Origin of the sequence: Roseateles sp. NT4 (assembly GCF_051857475.1) — a bacterium.
In the GTDB taxonomy this organism is placed as follows: domain Bacteria; phylum Pseudomonadota; class Gammaproteobacteria; order Burkholderiales; family Burkholderiaceae_C; genus Pelomonas.
The window spans coordinates 1-13,727 of sequence record NZ_JBPZGZ010000009.1 but is presented as its reverse complement, the minus strand read 5'-3'; the positions used below and the strand labels follow the sequence as shown (position 1 = coordinate 13,727).

10 protein-coding genes are annotated in these 13,727 nt (G+C 67.9%); 8 read left to right on the top strand and 2 right to left on the bottom strand.

All coding sequences use genetic code 11. From position 1 onward, the window contains the following. The first annotated feature begins 24 nt into the window (after positions 1-24). From aceE to ACS5PN_RS30910, 6 genes are all read left to right on the top strand, one after another. Positions 25-2,736, top strand: coding sequence for a pyruvate dehydrogenase (acetyl-transferring), homodimeric type (gene aceE, locus ACS5PN_RS30935; protein ID WP_439467874.1), 2,712 nt, complete (start codon positions 25-27; stop codon positions 2,734-2,736). A 19-nt stretch (positions 2,737-2,755) separates the two neighbouring features. Continuing rightward, the gene (aceF, locus tag ACS5PN_RS30930; protein WP_439467873.1) at positions 2,756-4,417 is read left to right on the top strand and encodes a dihydrolipoyllysine-residue acetyltransferase; all 1,662 of its coding nucleotides are present in this window, start codon (positions 2,756-2,758) and stop codon (positions 4,415-4,417) included. 12 nt (positions 4,418-4,429) lie between these two features. Then, the gene (gene lpdA, locus ACS5PN_RS30925; protein ID WP_439467872.1) at positions 4,430-6,232 is read left to right on the top strand and encodes a dihydrolipoyl dehydrogenase; all 1,803 of its coding nucleotides are present in this window, start codon (positions 4,430-4,432) and stop codon (positions 6,230-6,232) included. Between the two features lie 273 nt (positions 6,233-6,505). After that, a complete protein-coding gene (locus ACS5PN_RS30920) occupies positions 6,506-7,819 on the top strand; it encodes an NTP/NDP exchange transporter (protein ID WP_439467871.1) in 1,314 nt (437 codons plus the stop codon). Continuing rightward, the gene (locus ACS5PN_RS30915) at positions 7,816-8,922 is read left to right on the top strand and encodes an NAD-dependent epimerase/dehydratase family protein (protein WP_439467870.1); all 1,107 of its coding nucleotides are present in this window, start codon (positions 7,816-7,818) and stop codon (positions 8,920-8,922) included. The genes ACS5PN_RS30920 and ACS5PN_RS30915 overlap by 4 nt, the downstream gene beginning before the upstream one ends. Positions 8,923-8,989: 67 nt before the next feature. Beyond that, on the top strand, positions 8,990-9,202 hold the full coding sequence (locus tag ACS5PN_RS30910; protein WP_439467869.1) for a hypothetical protein: 213 nt from the start codon (positions 8,990-8,992) through the stop codon (positions 9,200-9,202). A gap of 26 nt (positions 9,203-9,228) precedes the next feature. On the opposite strand, the gene ACS5PN_RS30905 is transcribed toward ACS5PN_RS30910, so the two are convergent. Then, entirely contained in the window at positions 9,229-9,795 is a 567-nt protein-coding gene (locus ACS5PN_RS30905; protein ID WP_439467868.1) for a hypothetical protein, read from the bottom strand. Continuing rightward, entirely contained in the window at positions 9,792-10,688 is an 897-nt protein-coding gene (locus ACS5PN_RS30900; RefSeq protein ID WP_439467867.1) for an HDOD domain-containing protein, read from the bottom strand. Before ACS5PN_RS30900 ends, ACS5PN_RS30905 begins: the two co-directional genes overlap by 4 nt. Positions 10,689-10,764: 76 nt before the next feature. Here ACS5PN_RS30900 and ACS5PN_RS30895 point away from each other — a divergent pair, with 76 nt between their 5' ends. Further along, positions 10,765-11,439: a transglutaminase-like cysteine peptidase gene (locus ACS5PN_RS30895; RefSeq protein ID WP_439467866.1), complete on the top strand. Its 675-nt coding sequence runs from the start codon at positions 10,765-10,767 to the stop codon at positions 11,437-11,439. A gap of 13 nt (positions 11,440-11,452) precedes the next feature. Then, complete coding sequence (locus ACS5PN_RS30890) at positions 11,453-13,372, top strand: bifunctional diguanylate cyclase/phosphodiesterase (protein ID WP_439467865.1); 1,920 nt, start codon at positions 11,453-11,455, stop codon at positions 13,370-13,372. Positions 13,373-13,727 lie beyond the last annotated feature (355 nt).

The following is a 13,727-nucleotide window of genomic DNA, read 5'->3' as shown; positions in this document are numbered from 1 at the left end:
GCGGAAATCTTCAGGAGACAGGCCATGTCAGCCCAGCCGCAAGAGTTTCTCGGCGCCGCCGCGAACGACCAGGACCCGCAGGAAACCAAGGAGTGGCTGGACGCCCTCTCGGCCGTCATCGACAGGGAAGGTGCCGAGCGCGCCCACTTCCTGATCGAGGAGATCCTCGAGCACGCGCGCCAGCACAGCATCGACCTGCCGTTCTCGGCCACCACCGGCTACGTCAACACGATCGAGGCCAGCGCCGAAGCGCGTTGCCCCGGCAACATCCAGATCGAGAAGCGCCTGCGCGCCTATATGCGCTGGAACGCCATGGCCATGGTGGTGCGCGCCAACCGCCTGCACCCCGCTGACGGCGGTGACCTGGGCGGCCACATCGGCTCCTTCGCCTCGGTGGCCAGCATGTTCGGCGCCGGCTTCAACCACTTCTGGCATGCCGCCAGCGAAGACCACGGCGGCGACTGCCTCTACATCCAGGGCCACAGCGCGCCCGGCATCTATGCCCGCGCCTACCTGGAAGGCCGCCTGACCGAGGAGCAGCTGGACAACTTCCGCCAGGAAGTCGACGGCAAGGGCCTGTCCAGCTACCCGCATCCCAAGCTGATGCCCAACTTCTGGCAGTTCCCGACCGTCAGCATGGGCCTCGGCCCCTTGATGGCCATCTACCAGGCGCGCTTCCTGAAGTATCTGCATGCCCGCGGCATCGCCAACACCGAGAACCGCAAGGTCTGGGCCTTCATGGGCGACGGCGAGATGGACGAGCCGGAGTCCTTGGGCGCCATCGGCCTGGCCGTGCGCGAAAACCTCGACAACCTGGTCTTCGTCGTCAACTGCAATCTGCAGCGCCTGGACGGCCCAGTGCGCGGCAACGGCAAGATCATCCAGGAGCTGGAAGGCGAGTTCCGCGGTGCGGGCTGGAACGTCATCAAGCTGATCTGGGGCAAGGGCTGGGACGAGCTGCTGGCGCGCGACAAGAGCGGCAAGCTCAAGCAGCTGATGATGGAGACGCTGGACGGCGACTACCAGGCCATGAAGGCCAACGACGGCGCCTTCGTCCGCAAGAACTTCTTCGGCAAATACCCCGAGACCGCCAAGCTCGTCGCCCACATGAGCGACGAAGAGATCTTCGAGCTGCGCCGCGGCGGCCATGAGCCCGAGAAGGTCTACGCCGCCTTCGAGAAGGCCCACAACAACAAGACGGGCCAGCCCACCGTGCTGCTGGTCAAGACCGTCAAGGGCTATGGCATGGGCAAGGCCGGTGAAGGCAAGAACACCGTCCACCAGACCAAGAAGCTGACCGACGAGGACATCAAATACATCCGCGACCGCTTCAACATCCCGGTGCCGGACAGCGAACTGGCCAAGATCCCTTACTACAAGCCGGCCGAAGACACGCCGGAGATGCGCTATCTGCACGAGCGCCGTGCGGCCCTGGGCGGCTATCTGCCCAGCCGCCGTGCCAAGGCCGATGAGCAGTTCAAGGCGCCGGACCTGTCCCACTTCCAGGCCGTGCTGGACCCGACCGCCGAAGGCCGCGAGATCTCGACGACCCAGGCCTATGTGCGCTTCCTGACCCAGCTGCTGCGCGACAAGGACATCGGCCCGCGCGTCGTGCCCATCCTGGTCGACGAGGCCCGCACCTTCGGCATGGAAGGCCTGTTCCGCCAGATCGGCATCTACAACCCCAAGGGTCAGCTGTACACGCCGGTCGACAAGGACCAGGTCATGTACTACCGCGAGGACAAGGCCGGCCAGATCCTGCAGGAAGGCATCAACGAAGCGGGCGGCATGGCCAGCTGGATCGCCGCGGCGACGTCGTACTCGACGAACAACCGCGTGATGATCCCCTTCTACGTCTACTACTCGATGTTCGGCTTCCAGCGCATCGGCGACCTGGCCTGGGCGGCGGGTGACATGCAGGCGCGCGGCTTCCTGCTGGGCGGCACGTCGGGCCGCACCACGCTGAACGGCGAAGGCCTGCAGCACGAGGACGGCCACAGCCACATCCTGGCCGGCACGATCCCGAACTGCATCTCCTACGACCCGACCTTCGCTCACGAGGTGGCGGTCATCATGCAGCGCGGCCTGAAGCGCATGGTGGAAGACCAGGAAAACGTCTTCTACTACATCACCCTCTTGAACGAGAACTACCCCATGCCGGGCCTGAAGGCCGGCACCGAGGAGCAGATCCTCAAGGGCATGTATCTGCTGGAAGAGGCCGATGCCTCCAAGTCCCTCAGCGTCAACCTGCTGGGCTCGGGCACCATCCTGCGCGAGAGCCAGGTCGCCAAGCTGCTGCTGGAAGAGGAGTGGGGCATCGGCGCCAACGTCTGGAGCTGCCCGAGCTTCAACGAGCTGGCCCGCGACGGCATGAACGCCGAGCGCTGGAACCTGCTGCACCCGACCGAACTGGCCTGCGTGCCCTTCGTCACCCAGCAGCTCGGCCACACCAAGGGCCCGGTCATCGCGTCGACCGACTACATGAAGAACTACGCCGAGCAGATCCGCGCCTTCATCCCCAAGGGCCGCACCTACAAGGTGCTGGGCACCGACGGCTTCGGCCGCAGCGACTTCCGCTCCAAGCTGCGCGAGCACTTCGAGATCAACCGCCACTACATCGTCGTCGCCGCCCTGCGCGCGCTGGCCGATGACGGCGCGATTCCGGTCGAGAAGGTGGCCGAGGCGATTGCCAAGTACGGCATCGACGTCAACAAGATCAACCCGCTCTACGCCTGAGCGCCGGGGAGACACAAACATGGCATTGGTTGAAGTCAAGGTTCCCGACATCGGCGATTTCGATGAGGTCGGCGTCATCGAGGTGCTGGTCAAGGTCGGCGATACCGTCAAGGTCGAGCAGAGCCTGATCACGGTCGAAAGCGACAAGGCGTCGATGGAGATTCCGTCCTCGCAGGCCGGCGTCGTCAAGGAGATCAAGGTCGTCGTCGGCGACAAGGTCAAGGAAGGCAGCGTGGTGGTGGTCGTGGAAGGCGAGGGCGCTGCTGCAGCCCCGGCGCCCGCGGCAGCCGCGCCTGCACCGGTCGCTGCGGCGCCTGCGCCGGCTGCACAGGCACCAGCGGCCGCTGCCCCGGCCCAGAGCAGCGGCCCGGTCACCATCGAAGTGCCGGACATCGGCGACTTCGACGAAGTGGCCGTCATCGAACTGCTGGTCAAGGTCGGCGATACCGTCAAGGTCGAGCAGAGCCTGGTCACCGTCGAGAGCGACAAGGCGTCGATGGAGATCCCGTCCTCGCACGCCGGTGTCGTCGAGGAACTGCTGGTCAAGGTAGGCGACAAGGTTGCCAAGGGCTCGCCGCTGGCCCGCGTGGCCGCCACCGGTGTCGCGGCCCCCGCGCCTGCCGCTGCTGCGCCCGCTCAAGCGCCGGCGCCCGCAGCAGCAGCAGCCCCTGCTGCCGCTCCCGTCGCGGCGCCCGCTGCCGCCGCGCTGCCGGCCCACCAGCCGACGTCTCCCACGGGTCAACTGCCCCACGCTTCCCCCAGCATCCGCAAGCTCGCCCGCGAGCTCGGCGTGCCGCTGGCCGAAGTGAAGGGCAGCGGCGCCAAGGGCCGCATCGTCGAAAGCGATATCCAGGGCTTCGTCAAGTCCGTCATGTCGGGTGCCGTGCAGACGGCTGCGCAAAAGGCCGCGGCTCCCGCGGGTGGTGCTGCCGCCGGCGGTGGCGCAGGCCTGAACCTGCTGCCCTGGCCCAAGGTCGACTTCGAGAAGTTCGGTGCTGTCGAGCGCAAGGAGCTGTCCCGCATCAAGAAGATCTCGGGCGCCAACCTGCATCGCAACTGGGTTGTCATCCCGCACGTCACCAACCATGACGACGCCGACATCACCGAGCTCGAAGCCTTCCGCGTCCAGCTGAACAAGGAGAACGAGAAGGCCGGCATCAAGGTCACGATGCTCGCCTTCATGATCAAGGCGGCCGTCGCGGCGCTGAAGAAGTTCCCCGAGTTCAACAGCTCGCTGGACGGCGACACGCTCGTGCTGAAGAACTACTTCCACATCGGCTTCGCCGCCGACACGCCCAACGGCCTGGTCGTGCCCGTCATCAAGGACGCCGACAAGAAGGGGATCTTCCAGATCAGCGCCGAGATGTCGGAGCTGGCCAAGAAGGCGCGCGACGGCAAGCTGGGCCCGGCCGACATGAGCGGTGGCTGCTTCTCGATCTCGTCGCTCGGCGGCATCGGCGGCAAGTACTTCACGCCCATCATCAATGCGCCGGAAGTGGCCATCATGGGTGTCTGCAAGAGCAGCACCGAGCCTGTGTGGGACGGCAAGGCCTTTGTGCCGCGCCTGATCCTGCCGCTGTCGCTGAGCTGGGATCACCGCGTCATCGATGGCGCTGCGGCTGCGCGCTTCAACGTGTACTTCGCATCGCTGCTCGCCGACTTCCGTCGGATCGCACTCTGATTGGGGACGGACATGGCATTGGTTGAAGTTCAAGTTCCCGACATCGGCGACTTCGACGAAGTCGGCGTCATCGAGGTGCTGGTCAAGGCCGGCGACACGGTCAAGGTCGAGCAGAGCCTGATCACCGTCGAGAGCGACAAGGCCTCGATGGAGATTCCCTCCAGCGCCGCCGGCGTGGTGAAGGAACTCAAGGTCAAGATCGGCGACAAGGTCGCCAAAGGCTCGGTCATCCTGTCGCTGGAAAGCAGTGACGCGGCCGCAACCGCGCCGGCTCCCGCTGCAGCGGCGCCAGCCCCCGTGGCCGCTGCTGCACCCGTGCAGGCACCGGCCGCCGCGACCTACAGCGGCAGCGCCGACCAGGCCTTCGATGTGGTCGTGCTGGGCGGTGGCCCGGGTGGCTATTCGGCTGCCTTCCGTGCCGCTGACCTGGGTCTGAAGGTCGCCATCGTCGAGCGTTATGCGACGCTGGGTGGCGTCTGCCTGAATGTGGGCTGCATCCCGTCCAAGGCGCTGCTGCACGTCGCCGCCGTCATGGACGAGGTCAGCCACATGGCCGACCTGGGCGTGAGCTTCGGCGAGCCCGAGGTCGACATCGACAAGCTGCGCGCGCACAAGAACAAGGTGACGGGCAAGCTGACCGGTGGCCTCAACGCCATGGCCAAGATGCGCAAGGTGACGGTGCTGCGTGGCGTCGGCACGGTGCTGGATGCCCAGCATCTGAAGGTCGAGGCGACCGAAGGCGCTGAGGGCCAGGCCAAGACCGGCGCGGTGCAGACCGTGGCGTTCAAGCGCCTCATCATCGCGGCCGGCTCGCAGGCCGTGCGCCTGCCCTTCCTGCCGCAGGACCCGCGCATCGTCGACTCGACCGGCGCGCTGGAGATGAAGGTTGAGGCCGAGAAGATGCTCATCGTCGGCGGCGGCATCATCGGCCTGGAAATGGGCACGGTGTACTCCACGCTGGGCTCGCGCCTGGACGTCGTCGAGATGCTGCCCACGCTGATGACGGGTGCCGACCGCGACCTCGTCAAGGTCTGGCAGAAGTTCAACGCCCACCGCTTCGACAACATCATGTTGAACACGAAGACGGTCGGCGCCGAAGCCAGGCCCGATGGCATCTGGGTGACCTTCGAAGGCGAGGGCGCCCCCAAGGAGCCGCAGCGCTACGACCTGGTGCTGCAGGCCGTGGGCCGCACGCCCAATGGCAAGAAGATCGGCGCCGAGAACGCTGGCGTCATCGTCGGCGACCGTGGCTTCATCCCGGTCGACGTGCAGATGCGCACCAACGTCGCCAGCGTCTTCGCCATCGGCGACATCGTCGGCCAGCCCATGCTGGCCCACAAGGCGGTGCACGAGGGCCATGTGGCGGCCGAAGTCTGCGCCGGCGAACTGCTGGGCATTGCCGAGTACGCCAAGAGCCAGTTCGACGCCCGTGTGATCCCGAGCGTGGCTTACACCGATCCCGAGGTGGCCTGGGTGGGCATGACCGAGGACGAGGCCAAGGCCAAGGGCATCAAGATCACCAAGGGCCTGTTCCCCTGGACGGCCTCGGGCCGCGCCATCGCCAACGGTCGCGACGAAGGCTTCACCAAGCTGATCTTCGACGAGGAAAGCCATCGCATCATCGGCGGCGGCATCGTCGGCACCCATGCCGGCGACATGATCGGCGAGATCGCCCTGGCCATCGAGATGGGCGCCGACGCAGTGGACATCGGCAAGACGATCCACCCGCACCCGACGCTGGGCGAGAGCCTGGGCATGGCCGCCGAGGTGGCGCACGGCAGCTGCACAGACGTGCCGCCCGTCCGCAAGAAGTAGAGGCCCCTCGCCCAACTCGCCTCGCTGAACGCGGGCGAGCTTGGTCGGTCCCCCGAGGGGACGGCGATGCTCGCGGTATTGAACCGCGAACACACCGCCAGACGGGCCGGCTCGGGAGCGGCCCAGCGCTCGACCCGAAACGCACAGTTTGAAAACAGGCCCGCTCCGGCAACGGAGCGGGCCTGTTGCTTTTGGCACGCGTGGGTTTGTCCTGCGTGGGTTTTCCCGCCGTGACGAATCGCAGCGGCCCGCTGCCGGTGCGCCAATCGCGGCATGACGACGACGCAGCCCTCACCACTCCAGCGCCTGGTGCTGCTGCGCCCCGGCGAAGGCCGCGCCCTGCTGTATGCGGCGGCCTATTTCTTCTGCCTGCTGCTCAGCCTCTACCTGCTGCGCCCTGTGCGCGAGGCCATGGGCATTGCACGCGGTGCCGAATGGCTGCCATGGCTGATGACGACGACCCTGGTCGTCATGCTCATCGTCAACCCGATTTACGCGGCCCTGGTGTCGCGCCTGCCGCGCAAGCGCTTCATCCCGCTGGTGTCGCATTTCTTCGCCGCCAATCTGCTGGTGTTCGCGGCGTTGTTCTACGGCCTGCCCGGGCATGGCGGCAGCCTGCTCGGCTATGCCTTCTATGTCTGGCTGAGCGTCTTCAACCTCTTCGTCGTGTCGGTGTTCTGGAGCCTGATGGCCGATGTCTTCACCGAGGACCAGGGCAAGCGCCTGTTCGGCATGATCTCCATGGGCGGCACGCTGGGGGCGGTGGTCGGCGCGGCCGTCACCCAGGCCCTGAGCAGCGGCGACTGGGGTTTCAAGCTGCCGGTCGCCGGCCTGATGTTGCTGGCGGTGGTGGGGCTGGAGGCGGCGGTGTTCTGCATGCTGCGCCTGGCCGCCCACTTCCAGCTGTCGGCGGGCGAGGGCCAGCAGGCGCGTGAGCCGGGGCCCGACTTCAAGGCCGGGCTGCGCGCCATCGCGGGCTCGCGCTACCTGCAGCTGATCTGCGCCTACATGCTGCTGTTCACGGTCACGTCGACCTTCCTCTACCTGATGCAGGGAGACATCGTGGCGAAGAGCTTCGCCAGCCCCGCCGAGCGCACGGCGGCCTTCGCCAAGCTGGACTTCTGGACCAATGTGCTGACGCTGACAGTGCAGCTGCTGCTGACCAGCCGGCTGCTGCGCGGCTTCGGCGTGTCGGGCGTGCTGCTGGTGCTGCCGCTGTTGACGACCATCGGCTTCGGTGCGCTGGCCCTGTGGCCCAGCTTCCTGGTGCTGGCCCTGGTGCAGGTGCTGCGCCGCGGTGTCCATTACGCGGTCGACCGGCCGGCGCGCGAGATCCTCTACATCCCGCTGGGGCCGGAGGAGCGCTACAAGTCCAAGGCCTTCATCGACACCTTCGTCTTCCGCGGCGGCGACTTCCTCGGCGTGTGGGCGCCGACGCTGTTCGGCGCGCTGCTGGTGCCGGTCTCGCTTGCGGCCCTCGGCTGCTCCGGCGCCTGGCTGGCCCTGGCCGGCTGGCTGGGCCGCCTCGTCAACGACGCCCGACCCGCGGCGCAGCGCCCCCTCAACCCCAAGGAGACTCTCACATGAAGATCGCCCTCTCGCGTCGACAGGTCCTGCAGATGAGCACCACCCTGCTTCCCGGCGCCGCTTTCGCGGCCGCCGCCCCCACGCCCAAGCGCATCCTCATCCTCGGCGGCACGGGCTTTCTCGGCCCTGCCATCGTCGAGGCGGCTGAGAGGCGCGGCCACACGCTGACGCTGTTCAACCGCGGCAAGACGCGTCCCGGGCTCTTCCTCCACATCGAGAAGCGCCAGGGCGACCGCGACCCACTGAAGGGCGAGGGCATCAAGTCGCTGGAGACCGGCGAGTGGGACGCCGTCATCGACGACTCCGGCTACTACCCGCGCATGGTCGGCGCCTCGGCCCAGCTGCTGGCGCCGCGGGTCAAGCAGTACATCTACATCTCCAGCATCAGCTGCTACAAGGAACCCAGCCCCATGGGCGGCGACGAGGACACGCCGCTGGCCGTGCTGGCCGACCCCAAGGTCGAGGAGATGGGCAAGAACTACGAGAACTATGGCGGCCTCAAGGCCGCCTGCGAGGCGGCCGCCGATGCGGCACTGCCCGGCCGCACGACGGTCGTGCGCCCCGGCTTCATCGTCGGTCCCGACGACCCGACCGGCCGCTTCACCTACTGGCCGGCGCGTTTCGACAAGGGCGGCGAGATTGCCGTGCCCGGCGCACCGACCGACCCGCTGCAGCTCATCGACGTGCGCGACCTGGCCGAGTGGCTGGTGCTGATGGTGGAGAACCGCACCACGGGCAAGTTCAACGCGCTGGGCCCGGACAAGCCGATGACCTGGGGCCGCGTCATCACGGCCTGCCAGAAGGCCACGCCCACGGCCAGCACGCTGACCTGGATCCCCGGCGAGTTCGTCGCCAAGCAGGACGGCATCGACTTCCCGATCTGGGCGCCCTATGTCGGCGACAGCAAGGGCTTCCACACCTGGCAGAACAGCCGCGCCGTGAAGGCCGGCCTGCGCTTTCGGCCCGTCGAGCAGACGGTGGCCGACACCCTGGCCTGGTATCAGGGCCAGCTGAAGGAGGAGAAGGGCCGCACCCGCATGGCCTTCACGCCCGAGCAGGAGGCCGAGATCCTGAAGCGCTGGAAGGCCAGCAAGGCCGGCTGACGCTCAGGTCCCCGCACCGGGGCTAACGCGGGGATAGAAGGCACGCGGGTGTCGCGACAATGCTGTCATGACTGTCTTCTACTGGTTCATGGCGCTGGTCATGGTCGCCACCCTGGTCCCGTCGGCCCTGTACATGGGCATCTACGTCTTCACCGGCGCGGATGAAGCCCTGGTGCGGGCCCGCAAGCTGTGGACCTTCCTGCGCGTCCTGACGCTGATGGGCTTCAACGTGATGCTGTGGGGCCACGTGGTCGTGGCGGCCTGGCAGCTGGTGCACTAGGACCGTTGCCGTAGCGCCACCAGGTCCTAGATCCTGGATTCGTACATCGCCGGGCAGTTCGCCGTGCCGAAGCGGTCCACCGGCACGCGAAAGCGCATGCCCACGCGCAGCTGCTGCCAATGCGGCTGGTCCACGCGGCAGACCCAGGCGTGGTCATCGCCGTCGCGCAGCTCGATCTCGAAATAGGCCTCGCGCTTGCCCAGGCGCTCGCTGCCGGGCTCGCCGGGCGGCGCCATGCGCAGCGGCGGCCGCGGCCAGTCGGGACGGTCGTCGGGGCCGCCCTCGCTCTTGACGATCCAGCTGCGCCGCCAGGCCAGCAGGTTGTAGCGGCAATGCTCTGACGGCGCGGCGCGTTTGCCGGTCGGGTCGGTGATGGTGCGACGGCTGATGTCGAAGGCGCCCTCGGGCAGTTCGTCGCACCAGTCGGATCCGCCCTCGGAGCGCAGCCTCTCGACGACGATCTCCATGCGCCAGCTGCGCCGGGTCAACTCCACGGCGACGCCGGGTGGGCCGAAGATCTTCCAGCCGAGCGCGATCACGGTGCCCACCACCATGGCGGCAAGCACGAGGACGCGCAGGCGCGGCAGCTTCACGCCGCGTCGAACTGCGCGGTGATGGCCTCTTCCCACTGCTCCAGCTCGTCCCAGCCGATCTGCAGCCAGTTCATGGCCGCCTGGTGGTGAGCGGCCCAGTCGGCGTCCTCGGGCAGGCCCTCGTGGCGACGCATCAGGTGCTCGGCGATAAGGCCGGCGGCGACCAGGGTGTGGATCTCGGGCTCGATGCTGTCGTGGCCCAGGGACACGAAGTCGTGGTGCAGGCGGATGGCGGCCATCAGCGGCGGCGGCAGGTTCCAGACCCGCACGACCAGGGCGCCGACGACGGCATGGTCGGTCTTGTGGTTGGCGTTTTCGGTGGCGATGTAGGGGCGGTCGATGCGCGCACCGGCCTCCACCATGGTGGCCCCATAGCCGCGCACGCTCTGCATCAGCACCGGGATGCCGACGTGCAGGAAGAGGCCGAAGCTGTGGGCCAGGTCGGGCGACAGCCCAGGCAGCTGCTGGGCGATGACGGCCATGGCGATGGCGCGCTTGGTGCTGCGCTCCCAGAAGCGCGCCAGCTGCGGCGCGTTGACGGGAATGGCATGCTGGGCCAAAAAGCCCGTCATGACGGCCACGCTTTCACGCAGGCCGATGCGCGTCATGGCCTGGCCGACAGTGGTGCAGGGCAGGCCGACAGGCTTGAACAGCGGGCCGTTGGCGATGCGCAGCAAGGTGGCCGCCATGGCCACGTCGCTGGAGGCGATGCGCGAGACCAGGTTGAGGTCCGGTTCGGGCAGGCTCATGGCCTGCTGCAGCTGAGCCAGCAGCTCGGGGCAGGGCGGGATCTGGATCTGCTGCAGGGAGCCGCGCCGGCGCGATTGGTCGAGGTCATCGCGGATCTGCTGCGTGCGCTCGCGCGGGGCGTGGGAAGGTGCCGGGTTCTGCATAGATCAAAAATCTTAGAGGCGCTTCGGGCGCCTGCCGGCCGGGTACAGTGAATTCAACCGCTGCCCGCCGTCAATCTTGCCCATTTCCCCGCCTCGCGTTGCCTCCATCTTCCGCCCGAGCCGGTGGTGGCTGGTCGTCCTGGTGTTGGGGCCGGTGCTGGCGCTGGCAGCTTACGACGCGGCGCGCGTGCTGGAAGCCGCCGCAGCCCGCGGCCCCCGTGTCGTCGAGCAGGCCCAGGCCCTGGTGCAGCAGATCGAGCGCAGCGGCACGGCCGAGGAGCTCAAGCGCCTCAAGGACATCAACGACTTCTTCAATCGCCGCCTGGCCTTCAGGGAAGACAGCGTCACCTGGGGCGTGGCGGACTACTGGGCCTCACCGCTGGAAAGCCTGGAAAAGCGCGCCGGCGATTGCGAGGACTACGCCATCGCCAAATACTTCAGCCTGGCGGCGTCGGGTGTGCCGACGGCCAAGCTGCGCATGGTCTATGTCAGGGCCAAGCTGCAGGGGCAGTCGCTGGCCCATATGGTGCTGGCCTACTATGCGCAGCCTGACGCCGAGCCGCTGATCCTGGACAACTTGCGGCCTGAGGTGCTGCCCGCGTCGCAGCGTCCCGACCTGACGCCGGTGTTCAGCTTCAATACCGAGGGGCTGTGGCAGGGCGTGGGCCAGGTGACGGCCGGCGACCCGCTGGCGCGCCTCTCACTCTGGCGCGAGCTGGTGGCCAAGGTCAGGGCGGAAGGGTTTCTATGACGGGGAGCGAGACATGTCGTTGATGCGCCAGATCGCCTGGCTGGTGCTCGGCGTGGTGCTGGCCGCGCTGGTGGGCGCGGTCGGCCTGTCCATGGTCTCCGCGCGCGAGTTGATGCGCACCCAGCTGGAGCTGAAGAACGCCGACAACGCCCAGGCCTTGGCCCTCGCCCTGTCGCAGCAGCAGGGTGACCGCGAGCTGATCAAGCTGCTGGTGTCGGCCCAGTTCGACACCGGGGCCTACGAGTTCGTGCGCTGGCGCAGCGCCAAGGGCGAGACCCTGTTCGAGCGCGCCGAGGCGCCGCGGCCCGGCCAGGCGCCGGCCTGGTTCCGGAGCCTGCTGCCCATCGAGGCGGCGCCGGGCGTGGCCCAGTTGTCCAACGGCTGGAACGCCATCGGTGCGGTCGAGCTGAAGAGCCACTCCAGCTACGCCCATGACGCGCTGTGGCTGACCTCGCGCCGCCTGCTGGCCTGGTTGCTGCTCGTCGGCATCGTTGCGGCCGTCATCGCCTGGGCGGGCCTGAGGCGCATCCGCCGGCCGCTGGACGCGGCCGTGGCCCAGGCCGAGGGCGTGCTGGCCGGCAGCTATGGCCAGGTCGTCGAGCCGCGCGTGCCCGAGCTGCAGCGACTGACGCGCGCCATGAACGCCATGGTGCAGCGTGTGCGCGACCTTTTCGAAGCCCAGGCCGGCCAGTTGCTGGTGCTGCGCGAACAGGTCCATCACGACCCGCTGACGGGTGTCTCGACCCGCAGGCATTTCCTGGCCGAGCTGGACGCGGCATTGCGTCGCGATGACGGCCCGGCCGTGGCCGGCCTGGTGCTGGTGCGCCTGCGTGACCTGACGGGTCTGAACGCCCGTCTCGGCCGCAACGGCGTTGATGACGTGCTGCTGACCATCGTGAGCGCCTTGCAGGCCTATCCGGAGTCGGTGGCGGGTTGCCGCGTGGGCCGCTTGAACGGCGGTGACTTCGCCTTGTGGCTGCCGGCCGAAGGCGTGGCGGCCGAGACCGCCCATGCCCTGGCCGATGCTTTGCGCGCCAGCCTGCCGGCCTTCGGGCCCGGCGTGCAGGTGGCCCTGGGCGCCATCGAGCTGCCGCGCGAGCGGCCCAGCAACGTCTGGCTGGGCGAGGCCGACGCGGCCCTGGCCCGGGCCGAGCATCAGAGCGAGGCCCGCGGTGGCTTCGTCGTCGAGATCGTGGCCGACCCCGGCGTGGGTCGCGAGCAGGGCGAGGGACTGTGGCGGGCCCAGTTGCAGGAGGCGGTCAACCAGCAGCGCGCTCGCCTGGTGGAGTTCCCGGTGCGTGACCGCCAGGGTCAGGTGCTGCATCTGGAATGCCCGTTGCAGTTGCAGCTTGGCAGCGAATTCGAGTCCGCGACGGCCTGGCTGCCGCTGGCCGTGAGGGCGCGCATGACGGCCCAGGTCGACCTGCTGGCCGTGGAGCTGGCGCTCAAGGCCATGGCGGCCGACGGCAAGGCGCGTTGCATCAATGTGGCGCCGGTGTCGCTGGCGGATGCGGCCTTCCTGCCGCAGCTGCGCGAGCTGTTGGCGCAATGGCCGCAGGCTTCGCGTGCCTTGCTGCTGGACCTGGCGGAGGCGGCAGCGACCGAGCATTTCGAGCGCCTGCTGGAGTTCGGGCGGCAATTGCGGCCGCTGGGGGTCAAGCTGGGGCTGGAGCATGCGAGCGCCGGGTTGGCGCAGGTGGACAAGCTCTACCAGGCGGGGCTGGATTACGTGAAGCTGGACGCTTCCGTGTTGCTGGGTGTCGCCGGCGAGGCGGGGCGCGCGGCGTTTGTGCGCGGCATGGTCATCATGCTGAGGAGCCTGGCGCTGAAGGTCTACGGCGAGGGCGTCGTTGATGAGATGGATGCACAGGCGTTGTGGGACTGCGAGCTGGATGGGCTGACGGGGCCGTGGGTGACGGGCTGGAAGGGGTGAGTTGTTGGTAGGTGGGTTGCCTTTGCCTGCGTCCTCCTGACTCGCGTGCAGTGCCGCGGGAATCCGCCCCGCGATGGCGGGTAACTTTTCTCTGACGCGCCAGAGAAAAGTCACCAAAAGAGGAGCGCTGAATGCAATCCGCACTCCAGTGGCGGCTTGCGCTCGCGATGCTCGGAACTGCGGCGTGCCTACACGCGACCCGCTGCGCTCTCGCTGCTGTCCCTATGACGGGCATCACTGATCGCCGCTTCACCACCGTTAACGCCGGCTGCACGCCGGGCTCATCAGGAAATACCGAACAGCCGCGTCGCCCGAGCGACGCTGCATTTGGCATTTCTCGTGAGCCCGGCGTGCA